At 51.6% G+C, this 19,388-nt stretch carries 21 protein-coding genes, 2 tRNA genes and 4 rRNA genes; 6 read left to right on the forward strand and 21 right to left on the reverse strand.

The window, feature by feature from the left end; all coding sequences use genetic code 11:
* Window positions 1-166: 166 nt before the first annotated feature.
* From rrf (BFV63_RS19905) to BFV63_RS19930, 6 genes are all read right to left on the reverse strand, one after another.
* Window positions 167-282 (reverse strand): 5S ribosomal RNA (rrf, locus tag BFV63_RS19905).
* Window positions 283-325: 43 nt separating this feature from the next.
* A tRNA-Thr gene (locus BFV63_RS19910) sits at window positions 326-401 on the reverse strand.
* Between the two features lie 14 nt (window positions 402-415).
* Window positions 416-531: ribosomal RNA gene (gene rrf / locus BFV63_RS19915) — 5S ribosomal RNA — on the reverse strand.
* A 69-nt stretch (window positions 532-600) separates the two neighbouring features.
* Window positions 601-3,504, reverse strand: a 23S ribosomal RNA gene (locus BFV63_RS19920).
* 182 nt (window positions 3,505-3,686) lie between these two features.
* Window positions 3,687-3,762: transfer RNA gene (locus tag BFV63_RS19925), tRNA-Glu, on the reverse strand.
* Window positions 3,763-3,846: 84 nt separating this feature from the next.
* Window positions 3,847-5,388: ribosomal RNA gene (locus tag BFV63_RS19930) — 16S ribosomal RNA — on the reverse strand.
* The 16S, 23S and 5S rRNA genes sit together here with 2 tRNA genes alongside, the layout of an rRNA operon.
* Before the next feature lie 477 nt (window positions 5,389-5,865).
* Between BFV63_RS19930 and BFV63_RS19940 the strand changes: the two genes are divergently transcribed.
* The gene (locus BFV63_RS19940) at window positions 5,866-6,420 is read left to right on the forward strand and encodes a gamma carbonic anhydrase family protein (protein WP_003863357.1); all 555 of its coding nucleotides are present in this window, start codon (window positions 5,866-5,868) and stop codon (window positions 6,418-6,420) included.
* On the opposite strand, the gene BFV63_RS19945 is transcribed toward BFV63_RS19940, so the two are convergent.
* From BFV63_RS19945 to dprA, 6 genes are read right to left on the reverse strand one after another with little or no spacing between them, the layout of a single operon-like run.
* Window positions 6,396-6,644, reverse strand: coding sequence for a DUF1488 family protein (locus tag BFV63_RS19945; protein ID WP_003863356.1), 249 nt, complete (start codon window positions 6,642-6,644; stop codon window positions 6,396-6,398). The two genes, BFV63_RS19940 and BFV63_RS19945, sit on opposite strands and share 25 nt — an antisense overlap.
* Entirely contained in the window at window positions 6,641-7,459 is an 819-nt protein-coding gene (gene aroE / locus BFV63_RS19950) for a shikimate dehydrogenase (protein ID WP_023314927.1), read from the reverse strand. The genes BFV63_RS19945 and aroE overlap by 4 nt, the downstream gene beginning before the upstream one ends.
* A gap of 4 nt (window positions 7,460-7,463) precedes the next feature.
* Window positions 7,464-8,036 (reverse strand): L-threonylcarbamoyladenylate synthase type 1 TsaC, encoded by a 573-nt coding sequence (gene tsaC, locus BFV63_RS19955; protein ID WP_003863353.1) that lies wholly within the window; start codon window positions 8,034-8,036, stop codon window positions 7,464-7,466.
* Entirely contained in the window at window positions 8,029-8,583 is a 555-nt protein-coding gene (locus BFV63_RS19960) for a DNA topoisomerase family protein (protein WP_022651940.1), read from the reverse strand. Before BFV63_RS19960 ends, tsaC begins: the two co-directional genes overlap by 8 nt.
* A 26-nt stretch (window positions 8,584-8,609) precedes the next feature.
* Window positions 8,610-9,083, reverse strand: a complete 474-nt coding sequence (smg, locus tag BFV63_RS19965) for a DUF494 family protein Smg (RefSeq protein ID WP_000460665.1) — start codon at window positions 9,081-9,083, stop codon at window positions 8,610-8,612.
* On the reverse strand, window positions 9,055-10,179 hold the full coding sequence (dprA, locus tag BFV63_RS19970) for a DNA-protecting protein DprA (RefSeq protein ID WP_003863350.1): 1,125 nt from the start codon (window positions 10,177-10,179) through the stop codon (window positions 9,055-9,057). Before dprA ends, smg begins: the two co-directional genes overlap by 29 nt.
* A gap of 127 nt (window positions 10,180-10,306) precedes the next feature.
* Here dprA and def point away from each other — a divergent pair, with 127 nt between their 5' ends.
* The 5 genes from def to mscL all read left to right on the forward strand — a co-directional run bounded on the left by def (window position 10,307) and on the right by mscL (window position 15,085).
* Window positions 10,307-10,816: a peptide deformylase gene (gene def / locus BFV63_RS19975; RefSeq protein ID WP_006812188.1), complete on the forward strand. Its 510-nt coding sequence runs from the start codon at window positions 10,307-10,309 to the stop codon at window positions 10,814-10,816.
* Between the two features lie 24 nt (window positions 10,817-10,840).
* Window positions 10,841-11,788 (forward strand): methionyl-tRNA formyltransferase, encoded by a 948-nt coding sequence (gene fmt / locus BFV63_RS19980; RefSeq protein ID WP_023314929.1) that lies wholly within the window; start codon window positions 10,841-10,843, stop codon window positions 11,786-11,788.
* Window positions 11,789-11,840: 52 nt separating this feature from the next.
* Complete coding sequence (gene rsmB, locus BFV63_RS19985; protein ID WP_069597608.1) at window positions 11,841-13,127, forward strand: 16S rRNA (cytosine(967)-C(5))-methyltransferase RsmB; 1,287 nt, start codon at window positions 11,841-11,843, stop codon at window positions 13,125-13,127.
* A 22-nt stretch (window positions 13,128-13,149) separates the two neighbouring features.
* Complete coding sequence (gene trkA, locus BFV63_RS19990; protein WP_003863337.1) at window positions 13,150-14,526, forward strand: Trk system potassium transporter TrkA; 1,377 nt, start codon at window positions 13,150-13,152, stop codon at window positions 14,524-14,526.
* 145 nt (window positions 14,527-14,671) lie between these two features.
* Complete coding sequence (gene mscL, locus BFV63_RS19995; RefSeq protein WP_003863335.1) at window positions 14,672-15,085, forward strand: large-conductance mechanosensitive channel protein MscL; 414 nt, start codon at window positions 14,672-14,674, stop codon at window positions 15,083-15,085.
* Here mscL and BFV63_RS20000 read toward each other — a convergent pair whose 3' ends face one another.
* The 9 genes from BFV63_RS20000 to rpmJ form a co-directional block, all read right to left on the reverse strand.
* On the reverse strand, window positions 15,086-15,301 hold the full coding sequence (locus tag BFV63_RS20000) for an alternative ribosome-rescue factor A (protein WP_003863329.1): 216 nt from the start codon (window positions 15,299-15,301) through the stop codon (window positions 15,086-15,088). It lies immediately after the preceding gene.
* A 57-nt stretch (window positions 15,302-15,358) separates the two neighbouring features.
* A complete protein-coding gene (gene zntR, locus BFV63_RS20005; RefSeq protein WP_003863328.1) occupies window positions 15,359-15,784 on the reverse strand; it encodes a Zn(2+)-responsive transcriptional regulator in 426 nt (141 codons plus the stop codon).
* A 2-nt stretch (window positions 15,785-15,786) separates the two neighbouring features.
* Window positions 15,787-16,155, reverse strand: a complete 369-nt coding sequence (locus BFV63_RS20010) for a DnaJ family domain-containing protein (protein WP_023314932.1) — start codon at window positions 16,153-16,155, stop codon at window positions 15,787-15,789.
* A gap of 107 nt (window positions 16,156-16,262) precedes the next feature.
* The gene (gene rplQ / locus BFV63_RS20015) at window positions 16,263-16,646 is read right to left on the reverse strand and encodes a 50S ribosomal protein L17 (protein ID WP_001216368.1); all 384 of its coding nucleotides are present in this window, start codon (window positions 16,644-16,646) and stop codon (window positions 16,263-16,265) included.
* A 40-nt stretch (window positions 16,647-16,686) separates the two neighbouring features.
* Window positions 16,687-17,676 (reverse strand): DNA-directed RNA polymerase subunit alpha, encoded by a 990-nt coding sequence (locus BFV63_RS20020; RefSeq protein WP_002919219.1) that lies wholly within the window; start codon window positions 17,674-17,676, stop codon window positions 16,687-16,689.
* 25 nt (window positions 17,677-17,701) lie between these two features.
* Window positions 17,702-18,322, reverse strand: coding sequence for a 30S ribosomal protein S4 (gene rpsD, locus BFV63_RS20025; protein ID WP_003863314.1), 621 nt, complete (start codon window positions 18,320-18,322; stop codon window positions 17,702-17,704).
* A gap of 32 nt (window positions 18,323-18,354) precedes the next feature.
* Window positions 18,355-18,744: a 30S ribosomal protein S11 gene (gene rpsK, locus BFV63_RS20030; RefSeq protein WP_003863312.1), complete on the reverse strand. Its 390-nt coding sequence runs from the start codon at window positions 18,742-18,744 to the stop codon at window positions 18,355-18,357.
* Window positions 18,745-18,760: 16 nt separating this feature from the next.
* On the reverse strand, window positions 18,761-19,117 hold the full coding sequence (gene rpsM, locus BFV63_RS20035; protein ID WP_003863308.1) for a 30S ribosomal protein S13: 357 nt from the start codon (window positions 19,115-19,117) through the stop codon (window positions 18,761-18,763).
* 146 nt (window positions 19,118-19,263) lie between these two features.
* On the reverse strand, window positions 19,264-19,380 hold the full coding sequence (gene rpmJ, locus BFV63_RS20040; RefSeq protein WP_000868187.1) for a 50S ribosomal protein L36: 117 nt from the start codon (window positions 19,378-19,380) through the stop codon (window positions 19,264-19,266).
* Window positions 19,381-19,388 lie beyond the last annotated feature (8 nt).

Here is a 19,388-nt window from a genome sequence, read left to right on the forward strand (position 1 = left end):
TGCGAGCCAGCAGGATGCATTTCACCACTTCAGTTTCAGTAGGGTAAAGCGCTACGTCCGTAAGGTATTAACGGCACCAGTGAAAACATCGAATGAGGGAATTGGTTTAGCTGGAGAGATAACGCAAAAAGGCCATCCTTTCGGATGGCCTTTCTACTTGTTTGATGTCTGGCAGTTCCCTACTCTCACATGGGGAGACCCCACACTACCATCGGCGCTACGGCGTTTCACTTCTGAGTTCGGCATGGGGTCAGGTGGGACCACCGCGCTAAAGCCGCCAGACAAATTCTTTTACTTCTTGCCGAACTTTAACCTAAGTATAAAGTGGTGCTGATACCCAGAGTCGAACTGGGGACCTCACCCTTACCAAGGGTGCGCTCTACCAACTGAGCCATATCAGCACGCTAAATTTGATGCCTGGCAGTTCCCTACTCTCACATGGGGAGACCCCACACTACCATCGGCGCTACGGCGTTTCACTTCTGAGTTCGGCATGGGGTCAGGTGGGACCACCGCGCTAAAGCCGCCAGGCAAATTCTGTTAATCTGTATCAGGCTGAAAATCGTGTCTGTCTCTTCGCCAAAACACCTTCGGCGTTGTAAGGTTAAGCCTCACGGTTCATTAGTATCGGTTAGCTCAACGCATCGCTGCGCTTACACACCCGACCTATCAACGTCGTCGTCTTCAACGTTCCTTCAGGAGACTCAAGGTCTCAGGGAGAACTCATCTCGGGGCAAGTTTCGTGCTTAGATGCTTTCAGCACTTATCTCTTCCGCATTTAGCTACCGGGCAGTGCCATTGGCATGACAACCCGAACACCAGTGATGCGTCCACTCCGGTCCTCTCGTACTAGGAGCAGCCCCCCTCAATTCTCCAGCGCCCACGGCAGATAGGGACCGAACTGTCTCACGACGTTCTAAACCCAGCTCGCGTACCACTTTAAATGGCGAACAGCCATACCCTTGGGACCTACTTCAGCCCCAGGATGTGATGAGCCGACATCGAGGTGCCAAACACCGCCGTCGATATGAACTCTTGGGCGGTATCAGCCTGTTATCCCCGGAGTACCTTTTATCCGTTGAGCGATGGCCCTTCCATTCAGAACCACCGGATCACTATGACCTGCTTTCGCACCTGCTCGCGCCGTCACGCTCGCAGTCAAGCTGGCTTATGCCATTGCACTAACCTCCTGATGTCCGACCAGGATTAGCCAACCTTCGTGCTCCTCCGTTACTCTTTGGGAGGAGACCGCCCCAGTCAAACTACCCACCAGACACTGTCCGCAACCCGGATAACGGGTCTACGTTAGAACACCAGCCATTAAAGGGTGGTATTTCAAGGGCGGCTCCACGCAGACTGGCGTCCACGCTTCAAAGCCTCCCACCTATCCTACACATCAAGGACCAGTGTTCAGTGTCAAGCTATAGTAAAGGTTCACGGGGTCTTTCCGTCTTGCCGCGGGTACACTGCATCTTCACAGCGAGTTCAATTTCACTGAGTCTCGGGTGGAGACAGCCTGGCCATCATTACGCCATTCGTGCAGGTCGGAACTTACCCGACAAGGAATTTCGCTACCTTAGGACCGTTATAGTTACGGCCGCCGTTTACCGGGGCTTCGATCAAGAGCTTCGCGTTGCCGCTAACCCCATCAATTAACCTTCCGGCACCGGGCAGGCGTCACACCGTATACGTCCACTTTCGTGTTTGCACAGTGCTGTGTTTTTAATAAACAGTTGCAGCCAGCTGGTATCTTCGACTGATTTCAGCTCCGCCCGCAGGGGCTTCACCTACCTATCAGCGTGCCTTCTCCCGAAGTTACGGCACCATTTTGCCTAGTTCCTTCACCCGAGTTCTCTCAAGCGCCTTGGTATTCTCTACCTGACCACCTGTGTCGGTTTGGGGTACGATTTCGTGTTACCTGATGCTTAGAGGCTTTTCCTGGAAGCAGGGCATTTATCACTTCAGCACCGTAGTGCCTCGTCATCACACCTCAGCGTTAACAAGGTACCGGATTTACCTGGAACCTCCGCCTACATGCTTAAACCGGGACAACCGTCGCCCGGCTGACATAGCCTTCTCCGTCCCCCCTTCGCAGTAACACCAAGTACAGGAATATTAACCTGTTTCCCATCGACTACGCCTTTCGGCCTCGCCTTAGGGGTCGACTCACCCTGCCCCGATTAACGTTGGACAGGAACCCTTGGTCTTCCGGCGAGCGGGCTTTTCACCCGCTTTATCGTTACTTATGTCAGCATTCGCACTTCTGATACCTCCAGCATGCCTCACAGCACACCTTCAACGGCTTACAGAACGCTCCCCTACCCAACAACACATAGTGTCGCTGCCGCAGCTTCGGTGCATGGTTTAGCCCCGTTACATCTTCCGCGCAGGCCGACTCGACCAGTGAGCTATTACGCTTTCTTTAAATGATGGCTGCTTCTAAGCCAACATCCTGGCTGTCTGTGCCTTCCCACATCGTTTCCCACTTAACCATGACTTTGGGACCTTAGCTGGCGGTCTGGGTTGTTTCCCTCTTCACGACGGACGTTAGCACCCGCCGTGTGTCTCCCGTGATAACATTCTTCGGTATTCGTAGTTTGCATCGGGTTGGTAAGCCGGGATGGCCCCCTAGCCGAAACAGTGCTCTACCCCCGAAGATGAGTTCACGAGGCGCTACCTAAATAGCTTTCGGGGAGAACCAGCTATCTCCCGGTTTGATTGGCCTTTCACCCCCAGCCACAGGTCATCCGCTAATTTTTCAACATTAGTCGGTTCGGTCCTCCAGTTAGTGTTACCCAACCTTCAACCTGCCCATGGCTAGATCACCGGGTTTCGGGTCTATACCCTGCAACTTAACGCCCAGTTAAGACTCGGTTTCCCTTCGGCTCCCCTATACAGTTAACCTTGCTACAGAATATAAGTCGCTGACCCATTATACAAAAGGTACGCAGTCACACCCGAAGGTGCTCCCACTGCTTGTACGTACACGGTTTCAGGTTCTTTTTCACTCCCCTCGCCGGGGTTCTTTTCGCCTTTCCCTCACGGTACTGGTTCACTATCGGTCAGTCAGGAGTATTTAGCCTTGGAGGATGGTCCCCCCATATTCAGACAGGATACCACGTGTCCCGCCCTACTCTTCGAGTTCACAACCTGTGCATTTTCGTGTACGGGACTATCACCCTGTACCGTCGGACTTTCCAGACCGTTCCACTAACACACAAGCTGATTCAGACTCCGGGCTGCTCCCCGTTCGCTCGCCGCTACTGGGGGAATCTCGGTTGATTTCTTTTCCTCGGGGTACTTAGATGTTTCAGTTCCCCCGGTTCGCCTCGTTAACCTATGTATTCAGTTAACGATAGTGTGTCGGAACACACTGGGTTTCCCCATTCGGACATCGCCGGGTCAAGGGTTCATATCACCTCGCCGGCGCTTTTCGCAGATTAGCACGTCCTTCATCGCCTCTGACTGCCAGGGCATCCACCGTGTACGCTTAGTCGCTTAACCTCACAACCCGAAGATGTTTCACTTCTGATTGCGAAAATTTGAGAGACTCGAACACACATGAGCTGTGTGTCGTTTCAATTTTCAGCTTGATCCAGATTTTTAAAGAGCAAATATCTCAAACGTGACTCGCAAGTCAGTTTTGAGATATGACGGCAGGTGACTTTCACTCACGAACCAGCAAGTGGCGTCCCCTAGGGGATTCGAACCCCTGTTACCGCCGTGAAAGGGCGGTGTCCTGGGCCTCTAGACGAAGGGGACGTACAGTCTCAATCGCAAGACGCCTTGCTATTTACTTTTCATCAGACAATCTGTGTGGACACTACAAAGGCAGGTTCTTTAAGGTAAGGAGGTGATCCAACCGCAGGTTCCCCTACGGTTACCTTGTTACGACTTCACCCCAGTCATGAATCACAAAGTGGTAAGCGCCCTCCCGAAGGTTAAGCTACCTACTTCTTTTGCAACCCACTCCCATGGTGTGACGGGCGGTGTGTACAAGGCCCGGGAACGTATTCACCGTGGCATTCTGATCCACGATTACTAGCGATTCCGACTTCATGGAGTCGAGTTGCAGACTCCAATCCGGACTACGACGCACTTTATGAGGTCCGCTTGCTCTCGCGAGGTCGCTTCTCTTTGTATGCGCCATTGTAGCACGTGTGTAGCCCTACTCGTAAGGGCCATGATGACTTGACGTCATCCCCACCTTCCTCCAGTTTATCACTGGCAGTCTCCTTTGAGTTCCCGGCCTAACCGCTGGCAACAAAGGATAAGGGTTGCGCTCGTTGCGGGACTTAACCCAACATTTCACAACACGAGCTGACGACAGCCATGCAGCACCTGTCTCAGAGTTCCCGAAGGCACCAAAGCATCTCTGCTAAGTTCTCTGGATGTCAAGAGTAGGTAAGGTTCTTCGCGTTGCATCGAATTAAACCACATGCTCCACCGCTTGTGCGGGCCCCCGTCAATTCATTTGAGTTTTAACCTTGCGGCCGTACTCCCCAGGCGGTCGACTTAACGCGTTAGCTCCGGAAGCCACGCCTCAAGGGCACAACCTCCAAGTCGACATCGTTTACGGCGTGGACTACCAGGGTATCTAATCCTGTTTGCTCCCCACGCTTTCGCACCTGAGCGTCAGTCTTTGTCCAGGGGGCCGCCTTCGCCACCGGTATTCCTCCAGATCTCTACGCATTTCACCGCTACACCTGGAATTCTACCCCCCTCTACAAGACTCTAGCCTGCCAGTTTCGAATGCAGTTCCCAGGTTGAGCCCGGGGATTTCACATCCGACTTGACAGACCGCCTGCGTGCGCTTTACGCCCAGTAATTCCGATTAACGCTTGCACCCTCCGTATTACCGCGGCTGCTGGCACGGAGTTAGCCGGTGCTTCTTCTGCGGGTAACGTCAATTGCTGAGGTTATTAACCTCAACACCTTCCTCCCCGCTGAAAGTACTTTACAACCCGAAGGCCTTCTTCATACACGCGGCATGGCTGCATCAGGCTTGCGCCCATTGTGCAATATTCCCCACTGCTGCCTCCCGTAGGAGTCTGGACCGTGTCTCAGTTCCAGTGTGGCTGGTCATCCTCTCAGACCAGCTAGGGATCGTCGCCTAGGTGAGCCGTTACCCCACCTACTAGCTAATCCCATCTGGGCACATCCGATGGCAAGAGGCCCGAAGGTCCCCCTCTTTGGTCTTGCGACGTTATGCGGTATTAGCTACCGTTTCCAGTAGTTATCCCCCTCCATCAGGCAGTTTCCCAGACATTACTCACCCGTCCGCCACTCGTCAGCAAAGCAGCAAGCTGCTTCCTGTTACCGTTCGACTTGCATGTGTTAGGCCTGCCGCCAGCGTTCAATCTGAGCCATGATCAAACTCTTCAATTTAAAAGTTTGATGCTCAATGAATTAAACTTCGTAATGAATTACGTGTTCACTCGTTGAGACTTGGTATTCATTTTTCGTCCGAGGACGTTAAGAATCCATGTCACTTTGAGTGCCCACACAGATTGTCTGATAAATTGTTAAAGAGCAGTTGCGACGCGCTTCAGCGCTGTGTCGCGAGGTGGCGTATATTACGCTTTCCTCTTTCAGAGTCAACCCTGATTTTCAGGATTTTTTCTCTTCAACCGACCGGGTTGTTTGTGAAGTGATTCACATCCGCCGTGTCGATGGAGGCGCATTATAGGGATCCCAGTTTTTAGCACAAGTATTTTTTAGATCTTTTTTTCCAACTGATGATTTTCCGTGCTTTTCGCTGAAAACCCACCCGATCCGCTTAAAAATTGACGCATTTTGCCTTGCCTCGATCCAGGAATACGATCAAAGTCTTCTTTAATAGCGCTCATCTGTATCGAGGTAGATATGTTTGCAGTATTACGTCCTTATAAAGATCTGTTCCCCCAAAAAGGCGATCGCGTGATGATCGATGCCAGCAGCGTGGTCATTGGTGATGTTCGCATGGCCGATGATGTCAGCATCTGGCCACTCGTCGCGATCCGGGGCGATGTTAACTATGTTGCAATCGGTGCACGCACCAATATTCAGGACGGCAGCGTGCTGCATGTGACTCATAAGTCATCATATAACCCTGAGGGCAATCCGCTCATCATTGGGGAAGATGTTACCGTCGGTCATAAAGTAATGCTCCACGGCTGCACAATCGGTAACAGGGTTCTCGTTGGGATGGGATCGATTTTGCTGGATGGCGTCATAGTAGAAGATGACGTAATGATTGGCGCAGGAAGCCTAGTTCCGCAAAACAAACGCCTGGAAAGTGGCTATCTCTATTTAGGCAGTCCGGTTAAACAGATCCGCCCCCTAAAGGAGGCGGAGATCGAAGGATTGAAATACTCAGCGAACAATTACGTTAAATGGAAGAATGACTATCTGGATCAGGATAACCAGACCCAGCCCTGATCGTCTTCCTGCTGTACGCGGATCAAATCGCTGGCTTCCTCTTCCAGATCCCAGCGATTTTCACAAAAGACCGCTAACGGATCTGAACCACCAAAGCGCTGAAGCAACGTCTCCCCTTTAATCGCACAGGTGAGCTGCATTCCATGCACCAGCACCGGGAAACACACCGCTTGCTTGTTTTCATCCCAGATTTCTCTGTCGGGAAAATGAATCGCCTGATTCATGCCATCAGTTCCTGTTTCAGCTTTTCGATCACCGGTTCTACAGCAGGTAACACGCCATGCCAGAGTAGCACCGCATGAGCCGCCTGCCCCACCAGCATGCCCAGACCATCAGCCACATGTTTTGCCCCCTGTTGTTCGCACCAGGTCAGAAATGGCGTTTTCCCTTTTTGATAAAACATGTCATAGGCGTAGATGTGGGAATGAACCAGGGATGCAGGAATCGCCGGGATCTCTCCATTAATACCGCTTGAGGTGGCATTAATCACAAGATCAAATTCGTGACCCGCGAGATCCTCAAGTGCTACCGCAGCTACGCTGCCTGTGTGTGCGAACAACGCCGCCAGCTCTTCTGCTCTGGAGAAAGTACGGTTGGTGATTGTCACCGCACAATCCAGCGAAAGAAGAGGAAGCAATACGCCGCGCGACGCGCCACCCGCACCGATCAGCAGGATCCGAAAGCCTGGTTTAATAAACGACAGTCGCTCCAGATCGCTGAGTAAACCTATGCCATCGGTGTTATCGCCCAGAAGGCGACCATCTTCGAGCCGCTTAAGAGTATTGACGGCACCAGCGAGCGACGCACGCTCGGTCAGCTCATCCGCACGCCCGAAAGCCTCTTCTTTAAAAGGCACCGTAACGTTCGCACCTTTACCGCCCGCAACAAAAAAGCTATTTAGCGTCGGTAAAAATGCATCAACAGGCGCAAGAACCCGACCATATGGGTGATCTATCTGCAATTGCTCTGCAAACAGCTGATGGATCAGAGGCGACTTGCTGTGCGCGATCGGGTTACCAAAAACAGCATAGGTTTCCATCACATTATCCCTGGCGAAAACGTTCGCCGGTCAAGGCATCGCGAATTTCTGACGGGTTAAGACGGCCACCGGTTTCACCGACGGCTACCGGGAAATCACTCCCGAACTGCGCCAGAACTTCTTCGGTTGTCCGACAGGGGGGAAGCCCGGTCAGGTTGGCGCTGGTTGAAACCAGAGGTTTACCAAATGCCTGGCATAACTCCACCACCAGCGGATGGTCGGTAACGCGTACCGCAAGTGAATCGAAACGCCCGGTTAACCAGCGCGGCGTTGTCGGTTGTGCAGGAAAAACAAACGTCACGGGACCAGGCCACGCAGAGAAAATGGTTTCCCGCTGTGCAGGCGTCAGCATGGAATCATCAATATAAGGCTTAAGCTGCGCGTAGTTCGCAGCGATCAAAATCAATCCTTTTTCCACAGGCCGCTGTTTTAGCGCCAGCAGACGGTTAACGGCGACTTCGCTGTCAGGATCGCACCCGACCCCGAAAACGGCTTCTGTTGGATAGGCGATGACTTCTTCTTTTTTCAGGATTTCCACCGCCTGCGCGATGGAGCCTGATGGCAGGTTATTATTCACTGATTTGATCCGCCGAAACCGGCTTTCCACATTGTTTACTGGCGCAAAAGCGTTTCAAGCCTTGCGCGGTTTTCTTTTCTATAAGTAACGGATAATCGCAATGAGGGCAGACGCCCGCTACTGGTTTGAAATTGATAACGAACTGGCATTCGGGATAGCGATCGCACGAATGGAAGGTCTTGCCATAACGAGAGCGGCGCTGCACCAATTGACCACGCTGGCACTGAGGGCAGGCAATTGCCGTTTCATCTGGTTTATCAATTTGTTCCGTATGATCACATTCCGGGTAGCGGCTGCATCCGATAAACATCCCGAACCGCCCCAGCCGCAGCGCCAGTTCGCCGCCGCAGAGCGGACAAAGCTGTCCCTCCAGAATTTTGACGATATGTCCGTCCGCCTGGCTCTTCAGGGGACGGACATAATCACATTCCGGATAGTGTGAACAACCGAGAAACGGACCGTGTTTCCCGGACCGAATAACAAGTTCAGCCCCACACTGTGGGCAGGGCTCGTTTTTATGCACCGTGAAGAGTGCTGATTTGGCCATAACAACTCTTGTTGCTGCACATAGAATTAATGCAGCATACCTTCATTCACTTCAAAGAGTAATTCTTCCATTTGCTGATAGGCATTTTCACAGCCTGGAATGTTGAACAGCACCATCAGGATCACCCATTTCAGATCTTCCAGTTCAAATTCAGCAGTATCCAGCGCCATGACGCGCTCTATCACCATCTCTCTCGTTTCGAGGTTTAGCACCTGAATCTGCTCGAGGAATAAAATGAATCCCCGGCAGCTGGCATCCAGCCTTTCACACTCTTCAGCTGTATAGATGCGCACAGACAATGGGTCAGAAGCAAGCTGCATCGGTTCGGCGAGGCCGTCCTGATAATCAGCCAACTTATCCAGCCACATCAACGCATTATAAATATCTTCCCGCTCAAAACCTGCGTCGGTCAGATCCCGTGTTAATTTGTCCTGATCCACCTGCATTTCTGCTTCGTTGTGGATGTAAGTCTCAAACAAATACATCAGTACGTCGAACATGGCATGCCCTCCTTAATCGGACATAGCCGCCGGGTACAGCTGCGATCCACCCTGCTAACTCCAGTTCGAGTAGCTGTGCTACCGTTACTGGCACAGGTTGGCCGGCACGTTCAGCGACAACGTCAACAGGTGTTACCTCATCTCCTACGTTAGCCAGGAGCTTGGGAAATGGCAATGCTACGGCCTCCTGATCCGATGAAATATGTCGCTTTTGGAGATCATCCTGCAACCAATGCAATCCATACTGCAAATTTTCCAGGATATCCTCTTTACAGGTCACCAGCGTCGCCCCCTGTTTTATCAGCCAGTGAGGGCCTTCGCAGCCAGGGTTCCCCAACGGGCCGGGCAGCGCAAAAACTTCACGCCCCTGCTCCAGTGCGCACCTTGCAGTAACCAGCGATCCACTTCGAATCGCAGCTTCGACCACCAGCACGCCCTGGCTTAACCCGCTGATGATCCGGTTACGCCGTGGAAAGTTACCCGGTCTGGGCGATGTCGAAAGTGAAAACTCAGATACTATCGCCCCCTCAGAAGCGATAAGTTGCTCAGCCAGAATGTGATGACGACGCGGATAGAGACTAAAAAGACCATTGCCAAGCACGGCGACACTTCGCCCTTTTGCTGACAACGCCGCATGATGTGCCACACCGTCGATGCCGCAAGCCAGGCCACTGGTGATCGTAAAGCCACATTGGGACAGCTGTTCACTGAGCATTTTCCCCCAACGCTCGCCGTACCACGAGGGCGCACGGCTGCCCACAACCGCAAGCTGCATGCTATTAAGCACGTCGACGCGGCCTCGCACAAAGAGCGCCCCGGGAAAATCAGGTATAGAACGCAACAATGGCGGAAAACGAGGATCATCCGCCGTGAGAAGGTGGTTGTCGGTGTGTTCAAGCCATTCCAGACTACGTTCAAGCTCACTCTCGCTGAACGAAAAAAACTTTACGGCATGTTTGGGCGAAAGCCCTGCCGCGTTGACAGCTTCAGCATCAACGGTTGCCTGGCGAAGCAGCCTCTGCGCAATCTCCAGCATCGCGTCACCGTATAACGACCCGATGTTTATAAGCCGTAACCATATCTCTGTGGACGTCATCCTTTTCCCTGCCATAAGCAGCCTCAGCAATCTTTGCGATTGGTCACTGATGCTGTCAATCGACCGGGGATTTGTCTAGAATAGAAGTAATATTCTTATCAACTCCTGAACACGACTCTGGAAATTTATGGCAGTTTTGCAAGTGTTACATATTCCTGACGAGCGTCTTCGCATCGTCGCGGAACCGGTTAAAGAAGTGAATGCAGAAATTCAGCGTATCGTCGATGATATGTTCGATACCATGTACGCTGAAGAAGGCATTGGCCTGGCGGCGACCCAGGTAGACATTCACAAGCGTATTATCGTGATCGACGTTTCTGAAAATCGCGATGAGCGTCTGGTGCTGATCAACCCTGAACTGCTTGAAAAAAGCGGCGAAACAGGCATTGAGGAAGGCTGTCTGTCTATCCCTGAACAGCGCGCTTTGGTGCCACGTGCCGAAAAAGTTAAAATTCGCGCACTGGATCGTGACGGCAATCCGTTTGAGCTGGAAGCCGACGATCTGCTGGCGATTTGCATTCAGCATGAGATGGATCACCTGGTCGGTAAACTGTTTATCGATTACCTCTCACCTCTGAAGCAACAGCGTATTCGTCAGAAAGTTGAGAAACTGGATCGTTTGCGTTCTCGCGCTTAACGCCCCCCGGATACAAGGAATAACGTGTCTACATCACTACGTATAATCTTCGCGGGTACCCCTGATTTTGCAGCGCGTCATCTCGACGCGCTGCTATCGTCTGGTCATCAGATTGTTGGCGTATTTACTCAGCCGGATCGACCGGCTGGCCGCGGTAAAAAACTGATGCCTGGCCCGGTTAAAGTACTGGCAGAAACGCATGGTTTACCGGTATTCCAGCCAGCGTCATTACGACCTGAGGAAAACCAGCAGTTAGTGGCAGACCTGAACGCTGACGTGATGGTAGTTGTGGCTTACGGCCTCATTCTGCCAAAAGCGGTACTCGATATGCCCCGCCTGGGCTGTGTTAACGTTCATGGTTCTTTGCTCCCACGCTGGCGCGGTGCAGCCCCTATTCAGCGCGCTCTGTGGGCAGGCGATGCTGAAACTGGCGTGACAATCATGAAGATGGACGTAGGTTTAGACACGGGCGACATGCTGTATAAACTGGCGTGTTCCATTACCGCAGAAGATACCAGCGCCACGCTGTATGACAAGCTGGCGGCTCTCGGTCCGCAGGGGCTGATTGAGACGTTGCAACAGCTTGCTGACAATACAGCGACACCTGAAGTGCAGGATGAGGCACAGGTGACCTATGCTGAAAAACTGAGTAAAGAAGAAGCCCGGATCGACTGGTCCCTGTCAGCAGCTCAACTCGAACGCTGCATCCGCGCCTTTAATCCGTGGCCGATGAGCTGGTTGATGATTGATGAGCAGCCAGTGAAAGTCTGGAAAGCTTCAGTTATTAACGGCAATACATCAGCAGAGCCCGGTACGATTATCGACGCCAGCAAAAACGGTATCCAGGTTGCGACCGGAGAAGGGATCCTGAATCTTGAATCGCTGCAACCGGCCGGTAAAAAGGCAATGAGCGCGCAGGATCTATTAAATTCCCGTCGTGAATGGTTCATCCCTGGCAATCGTCTTGCCTGAACAAATTTACTCTTAAGGCCCGGTGTTTCCGGGCATTTTTATTTTTACGGTTATGAAAAGACAAAATCTACGCACTATGGCGGCTCAGGCCGTTGAGCAGGTTATTGAGCAGGGCCAGTCACTGAGTAATGTCCTGCCTCCACTGCAACAAAAGGTTTCCGATAAAGATAAAGCGCTGCTTCAGGAGCTGTGCTTTGGCGTGCTGCGTACCCTCTCTCAGCTTGAATGGTTAATTAATAAGCTGATGTCACGCCCGATGAGCGGCAAGCAACGTACCGTGCATTATTTGATCATGGTCGGTTTCTACCAGCTTCTTCATACCCGCATTCCACCTCATGCTGCGCTGGCTGAGACAGTGGAAGGTGCCGTTGCGATTAAACGTCCCCAGCTGAAAGGATTGATTAACGGCGTGCTGCGTCAGTTCCAGCGTCAGCAGGACGAACTGCTGGCAGAATTTGCGCAAAGCGAAGCGCGCTTCCTGCATCCAGAATGGCTGCTGAATCGCCTTAAAAAAGCCTACCCACAGCAATGGCAAGACATTGTGGATGCCAATAACCAACGTCCGCCGATGTGGTTACGCGTCAATCGTAACCATCATACCCGCGACGCATGGCTGGCCCTGCTGGAAGAGACCGGAATGAGCGGCTTCACACACACGGCTTATCCTGATGCGGTTCGTTTAGCCTCCCCTGCACCGGTACATGCATTACCCGGTTTTGAAGAGGGCTGGGTAACGGTACAGGACGCATCCGCTCAGGGGTGCATGGCCTGGCTTGAACCGAAAGACGGGGAGCAGATCCTTGATCTTTGTGCAGCGCCAGGGGGAAAAACAACGCACATTCTGGAAGTGGCGCCGCAGGCCTGCGTGATGGCCGTGGATGTTGATGAGCAGCGTCTTTCACGCGTCTATGACAACCTCAAGCGTCTGGGTATGAAAGCACAGGTTAAGCAAGGCGATGGACGTAAACCCGCAGACTGGTGTGGTGATACCCGGTTCGATCGTATTTTGCTGGACGCCCCCTGCTCTGCAACCGGCGTAATTCGTCGTCATCCCGATATCAAATGGCTGCGTCGCGATCGTGATATCAAGGAGCTTGCCCAGTTGCAATCCGAAATTCTGGATGCCATCTGGCCGCATCTCAAACCCGGCGGAACCCTGGTGTATGCAACCTGCTCTGTTCTTCCGGAAGAAAACAGTCAGCAAATTGCGGCTTTCCTGAAGCGCACCCCGGACGCGACGCTGCATGATACGGGAACACCTGAGCACCCGGGTCTGCAAAACCTGCCGGGCGCAGAAGAGGGTGATGGCTTCTTTTACGCTAAGCTAATCAAAGAGTGATGTTGAGAACAGGTCACGAAAGATGAAAATTATCATTCTGGGCGCAGGGCAAGTTGGCGGAACGCTGGCGGAAAATCTCGTGGGCGAAAACAACGATATCACCATTGTGGATACCAATGGCGATCGCCTGCGCGTTTTGCAGGACAAGTTTGATCTTCGTGTTGTGCAGGGGCACGGCTCTCATCCTCGAGTGCTTCGTGAGGCGGGCGCGGACGATGCCGACATGCTGGTTGCAGTAACCAGTTCTGATGAAACCAACATGGTTGCATGCCAGGTGGCCTACTCGCTGTTCAACACACCGAACCGCATCGCCCGCATTCGCTCCCCGGACTATGTCCGGGATGCGGAAAAGCTGTTTAATTCCGAAGCAGTACCTATCGACCATCTTATTGCCCCTGAGCAGTTGGTTATCGACAGTATTTATCGTCTGATTGAGTACCCGGGCGCGTTGCAGGTTGTGAACTTTGCTGAAGGGAAAGTAAGCCTGGCGGTCGTGAAGGCTTATTACGGCGGCCCGCTGATTGGTAATGCCCTGTCGACAATGCGCGAGCATATGCCACATATCGATACGCGTGTTGCGGCGATTTTCCGTCACGACAGACCTATTCGTCCGCAAGGTTCCACCATTGTCGAAGCCGGGGATGAAGTCTTCTTTATTGCGGCTTCTCAGCATATCCGTGCGGTGATGAGTGAACTTCAGCGTCTCGAAAAACCGTATAAACGTATTATGCTGGTTGGCGGCGGTAATATTGGCGCAGGTCTGGCGAGACGGCTGGAAAAAGACTACAGCGTGAAGCTGATCGAACGAGATCAACAGCGCGCGTCGGAGCTGGCTGAAAAACTTCAGAATACTATCGTGTTTTATGGCGATGCTTCGGATCAGGAATTGCTGGCCGAAGAGCATATCGATCAGGTTGATCTTTTTATTGCCGTCACCAACGACGACGAAGCGAATATTATGTCCGCCATGCTCGCTAAACGTATGGGGGCGAAAAAAGTAATGGTGCTTATCCAGCGTAAGGCTTATGTCGACCTGGTACAGGGTAGCGTAATTGATATTGCTATTTCACCCCAGCAAGCCACCATCTCTGCCCTGCTAAGCCATGTGCGTAAAGCGGATATTGTCGGCGTGTCGTCTCTGCGTCGTGGTGTTGCTGAAGCCATTGAAGCCGTCGCTCACGGGGATGAAACGACGTCGCGCGTTGTTGGTCGCGCGATCGACGAAATTAAACTTCCACCAGGCACCATTATCGGCGCCGTAGTGCGAGGTAACGATGTCATGATCGCCAATGATAATTTACGTATCGAGCAGGGTGACCACGTTATTATGTTCCTGACCGATAAAAAATTTATTACCGACGTCGAGCGTTTATTCCAGCCAAGTCCATTCTTCCTGTAATGATTTGGGTGCTCAGACGAGAGCACCCACATATTAACCTTCTAATTTTCATGCCTTTTATTTTCATAACGATTATTTATCCCCAATGGCAATTAGCTAATCATTTGTTAAACTTATAGGCGTCAGCTGGCACAAGGAGAACATAATGAGTTTTATTAAAGAGTTTCGCGAATTTGCGATGCGCGGGAATGTAGTGGATTTGGCTGTGGGTGTCATTATTGGTGCGGCGTTCGGTAAGATCGTTTCATCATTAGTCGCCGACATTATTATGCCGCCGTTAGGACTGTTGATTGGAGGCATTGATTTCAAACAATTCGCCTTCACCCTTCGGGAAGCTCAGGGCGATATCCCTGCGGTTGTAATGCACTACGGCGTATTCATTCAGAACGTATTTGATTTCGTGATCGTGGCATTTGCCATTTTCATGGCGATCAAACTTATCAACAGACTTAACCGTAAAAAAGAAGAACCGGCTGCTGCCCCGCCAGCACCAACTAAAGAAGAAGTCTTACTGACTGAAATTCGCGATCTGTTAAAAGAGCAGAATAACCGCGTTTAATCAGGCGACAGAAACAGAAAGGCCAGTGGTAAAAAAGCGATTAGCTTGCTTGCCACTGGCCTCCCAGTTACCCCGTTGTGCATGTTTACCTTTACGTAAATAACTCCCTTTTCCTTTCTTGTTCTTCTCAACTCGCTGTCTGAAAAGTGGGTCGTGAAGCAATGCCTCAATGGCGTTATCCTTAATGTGTCCCTTAGTATGCTGATAGCGGCTCATCATTTCTCCTGAGCATAGTTAATGTCGGCGGGAGTCTATTCCCTGGCTGATAAAAAATCAACAACCCTGAGTTTCACTACTGGCACCCTGTTCAAGTGCTTCCAGTATTGAGCAATAAACACTGCTGTGAGCGGTACCGCAGCACGCGTCATTTAACCTTTGCAGAGATCGCTGCATGGCTTGCAGTTCCTGAATGCGTCCTTCAACTTCATCCAGCCGGGCCTGAACGATGCTTTTAGATTCCTGACACGTATGATGTTCAGGATCGATACGGATCGACAGCAGTTCACGGATCGACTCCAGCGTGAAGCCGAGTTGCCGTGCATAGCGGATAAAACGAAGGCGTTGCAGGTCGTTATCCGTATAAAGGCGAAATCCACCTTCCGTTCTGACCTCATGATCGATCATCTGCTGCTTTTCGTAGTAGCGGATAGTATCCGGCGTTACGTTAGCAAGCTTCGCAAGTTCACCTATGCGGTACATGGCTACTCCTTGTTTATTTTTTGTATTAACCTTTCACTGTACTCACCATGCAAAAAGTCAGTATTCATTCCCGTCTGGCGCAGTTTTAGCTCGATGAGCGCCAACCGACGACTGATTTCAGAGTACCGCGGGTCATTCTTATGAATGCCTTTAAGCAGATCGGCAAGCTCGACGGCTTCATTACGTTGCTGAAGCTCAGGCGGTAAACAACCTGCGTTTTTCAGTAAGCGATAACCGGCCCGTAATTCAGGGGGAATATGTGAATCATCGTCCAGAATCAGCGGCTCACCGCTGCCGGGAAGATTTTCGAACTCGCCTTTGTTTTGGGCATCGCAAATATGGCGTTCAGCCCACTGATCGAGCAACCACATAATGAACTCCAGGGGGTGAGCAGAAAAGATACAGACATTGTAGATAAGTGGAGATTCTGCGGATATAAAAAAACCCGCCGAGGCGGGTTTTTTTACGTTACTACAGATTACTCTGCAGCAGCTTCTGCTTTCTCTGAACGATCAACCAGCTCGATGTAAGCCATCGGCGCGTTGTCGCCTGCACGGAAGCCACACTTCAGAATGCGAGTGTAACCACCGGCACGGCTCGCGAAACGCGGGCCCAGTTCGTTAAACAGTTTTGCCACGATCTCGTTATCACGAGTACGGGCGAATGCCAGACGACGATTAGCAACGCTGTCAGTCTTGGCAAGAGTAATCAGCGGCTCAACTACGCGACGCAGCTCTTTCGCTTTAGGCAGGGTCGTCTTGATGATTTCATGACGAACCAGTGAACCTGCCATGTTGCGGAACATAGCCTGGCGATGGCTGCTGTTGCGGTTCAGTTGACGACCACTCTTACGATGGCGCATGACCTTATCCTTCTCAGTAAAACCTTAACCTGTGATCCGGTTACTCGTCAGCAATGCTTGCCGGTGGCCAGTTTTCCAGGCGCATGCCCAGAGACAGACCACGTGAAGCCAGCACGTCTTTAATCTCGGTAAGAGATTTTTTACCCAGGTTCGGCGTTTTCAGCAACTCAACCTCGGTACGCTGTACCAGATCACCGATATAGTGGATAGCTTCTGCCTTGAGGCAGTTAGCAGAGCGGACAGTCAATTCCAGATCGTCAACAGGGCGCAGCAGGATCGGATCGAATTCTGGTTTCTCTTCTTTCACTTCCGGCTGACGTACATCACGTAAGTCAACGAAAGCTTCCAGTTGTTCTGCCAGGATGGTTGCCGCACGACGAATCGCCTCTTCAGGATCGATTGTGCCATTGGTTTCCATTTCGATGACCAGCTTGTCCAGGTCGGTACGCTGTTCTACACGCGCTGCTTCAACATTGTAGGCAATACGCTCTACAGGGCTGTAGCATGCGTCGACCAGCAGACGGCCGATTGGGCGCTCATCTTCTTCCGAATGAATTCGGGCAGAAGCCGGCACATAACCACGACCGCGCTGAACTTTGATACGCATGCTAATAGCTGCGTTCTCATCGGTCAGGTGGCAGATCACGTGCTGCGGCTTGACGATTTCAACATCACCGTCGTGGGTGATGTCGGCTGCAGTCACAGGGCCAATGCCAGATTTATTCAGAGTAAGAATAACTTCATCTTTACCCTGAACTCTCACCGCCAGCCCTTTCAGGTTGAGCAGGATTTCAAGGATATCTTCCTGAACGCCTTCTTTGGTGCTGTACTCATGAAGTACACCATCAATCTCAACCTCGGTCACCGCGCAACCCGGCATCGATGAGAGCAGAATACGGCGCAGTGCGTTACCCAGAGTATGGCCAAAGCCACGCTCTAAAGGCTCAAGGGTCACCTTGGCGTGCGTCGAACTCACTTGCTCGATATCTACCAGGCGCGGTTTTAGAAACTCTGTCACAGAACCCTGCATTGTGTCCTCTCTTTGGTACTAAGCTTTACTTGGAGTAAAGCTCGACGATCAGGTGTTCGTTAATGTCCGCAGACAGATCAGAACGTTCCGGCTGACGCTTGAACGTACCTTCCATCTTGCCAGCATCAACTTCCAGCCAGGTTGGCTTTTCACGCTGCTCAGCCAGCTCCAGAGCGGCTTTCACGCGAGATTGCTTTTTCGCTTTCTCACGAATGCTAACAACGTCATTCGCTTTAACCTGATAAGAAGCGATGTTAACAACACGACCGTTTACCATGATTGCTTTATGGCTAACCAGCTGGCGTGATTCAGCACGAGTCGCGCCGAAGCCCATACGGTATACAACGTTGTCCAGACGACCTTCCAGCAGAGCCAGCAGGTTTTCACCTGTGTTGCCTTTCAGACGTGCTGCTTCTTTATAGTAGTTACGGAACTGACGCTCCAGCACACCGTAGATACGGCGAACTTTTTGCTTTTCACGCAACTGCACACCATAGTCAGACAGACGCGGTTTACGCGCACCGTGCTGGCCAGGAGCTTGTTCAATTTTACACTTGGTATCGATCGCGCGAACGCCAGACTTAAGGAATAAGTCGGTGCCCTCACGACGGCTCAGCTTGAGCTTAGGACCCAAATATCTTGCCATTTTCTATCTCCAACTAACCTAAAAAACGAGCGTTATACGCGACGTTTTTTCGGCGGACGACAACCGTTATGAGGGATCGGAGTCACATCAGTAATATTCGTGATGCGGAAACCAGCGGCGTTCAGAGCGCGAACAGTAGATTCACGACCCGGACCCGGACCTTTAACCATAACTTCCAGATTCTTGATGCCGTATTCTTTTACGGCTTCAGCGCAACGCTCTGCTGCAACCTGAGCTGCGAACGGAGTGGATTTGCGAGAACCACGGAAACCGGAACCACCGGCTGTTGCCCAACCCAATGCGTTACCCTGACGATCAGTAATAGTAACGATGGTGTTGTTGAAAGAAGCATGGATATGAGCCACGCCGTCAGAGACTTGTTTTCTTACACGTTTACGTGCACGAACTGGTGCCTTTGCCATTATTCAATCACCCCGATTATTTCTTGATCGGTTTGCGCGGACCCTTACGGGTACGTGCGTTGGTCTTAGTACGCTGACCGCGTACTGGCAGACCACGACGATGACGCAAACCGCGATAGCAACCAAGATCCATCAGGCGCTTGATGCTCATGCTGATTTCACGGCGCAGATCACCTTCAACGACAAATTTGGCAACTTCGTCACGCAGCGTGTCGATTTGTTCTTCAGACAGCTCACTGATCTTAACATCTTCAGCGATACCCGCTGCAGCCAGAATGGCTTTAGAACGGGTCTTGCCGACGCCGTAGATCGAAGTTAATGCGATCACAGCATGTTTCTGATCAGGAATGTTAATGCCTGCTATACGGGCCACTATGCACTCCTACTATTTAATATGTACGCACCATGCTGAAAAGCCCGTTTTCAGGATACTCAAATGGAAACGTACAGACATACAAAAGATTGGCTGGCTAATCTAGCCAGCTCAACCCAACTTTGCAAGAAAAATATGCGAAATAATCAGCCTTGGCGCTGTTTATGCTTCGGCTCGGCACTGCAAATCACACGGATGACACCATCACGCTTAACGATTTTGCAGTTACGGCATAATTTCTTGACGGAAGCACGAACTTTCATTTTTACTC

Source organism: Enterobacter hormaechei subsp. xiangfangensis (assembly GCF_001729785.1).
In the GTDB taxonomy this organism is placed as follows: Bacteria; Pseudomonadota; Gammaproteobacteria; order Enterobacterales; family Enterobacteriaceae; genus Enterobacter; species Enterobacter hormaechei_C.

What these genes read in the sequence shown, in the direction of transcription:
- BFV63_RS19940 (WP_003863357.1), top strand. Translation starts at nt 5,866, where the DNA reads ATGTTTGCAGTATTACGTCCTTATAAAGATCTGTTCCCCCAAAAAGGC.
- rpsK (WP_003863312.1), bottom strand. Translation starts at nt 18,744, where the DNA reads ATGGCAAAGGCACCAGTTCGTGCACGTAAACGTGTAAGAAAACAAGTC.
- rplQ (WP_001216368.1), bottom strand. Translation starts at nt 16,646, where the DNA reads ATGCGCCATCGTAAGAGTGGTCGTCAACTGAACCGCAACAGCAGCCAT.
- dprA (WP_003863350.1), bottom strand. Translation starts at nt 10,179, where the DNA reads ATGACGTCCACAGAGATATGGTTACGGCTTATAAACATCGGGTCGTTA.
- rpsD (WP_003863314.1), bottom strand. Translation starts at nt 18,322, where the DNA reads ATGGCAAGATATTTGGGTCCTAAGCTCAAGCTGAGCCGTCGTGAGGGC.
- BFV63_RS20010 (WP_023314932.1), bottom strand. Translation starts at nt 16,155, where the DNA reads ATGTGGTTGCTCGATCAGTGGGCTGAACGCCATATTTGCGATGCCCAA.
- mscL (WP_003863335.1), top strand. Translation starts at nt 14,672, where the DNA reads ATGAGTTTTATTAAAGAGTTTCGCGAATTTGCGATGCGCGGGAATGTA.
- rpmJ (WP_000868187.1), bottom strand. Translation starts at nt 19,380, where the DNA reads ATGAAAGTTCGTGCTTCCGTCAAGAAATTATGCCGTAACTGCAAAATC.
- aroE (WP_023314927.1), bottom strand. Translation starts at nt 7,459, where the DNA reads ATGGAAACCTATGCTGTTTTTGGTAACCCGATCGCGCACAGCAAGTCG.
- BFV63_RS19960 (WP_022651940.1), bottom strand. Translation starts at nt 8,583, where the DNA reads ATGGCCAAATCAGCACTCTTCACGGTGCATAAAAACGAGCCCTGCCCA.
- BFV63_RS20000 (WP_003863329.1), bottom strand. Translation starts at nt 15,301, where the DNA reads ATGAGCCGCTATCAGCATACTAAGGGACACATTAAGGATAACGCCATT.
- zntR (WP_003863328.1), bottom strand. Translation starts at nt 15,784, where the DNA reads ATGTACCGCATAGGTGAACTTGCGAAGCTTGCTAACGTAACGCCGGAT.
- BFV63_RS20020 (WP_002919219.1), bottom strand. Translation starts at nt 17,676, where the DNA reads ATGCAGGGTTCTGTGACAGAGTTTCTAAAACCGCGCCTGGTAGATATC.
- def (WP_006812188.1), top strand. Translation starts at nt 10,307, where the DNA reads ATGGCAGTTTTGCAAGTGTTACATATTCCTGACGAGCGTCTTCGCATC.
- rsmB (WP_069597608.1), top strand. Translation starts at nt 11,841, where the DNA reads ATGAAAAGACAAAATCTACGCACTATGGCGGCTCAGGCCGTTGAGCAG.
- smg (WP_000460665.1), bottom strand. Translation starts at nt 9,083, where the DNA reads ATGTTCGACGTACTGATGTATTTGTTTGAGACTTACATCCACAACGAA.
- trkA (WP_003863337.1), top strand. Translation starts at nt 13,150, where the DNA reads ATGAAAATTATCATTCTGGGCGCAGGGCAAGTTGGCGGAACGCTGGCG.
- BFV63_RS19945 (WP_003863356.1), bottom strand. Translation starts at nt 6,644, where the DNA reads ATGAATCAGGCGATTCATTTTCCCGACAGAGAAATCTGGGATGAAAAC.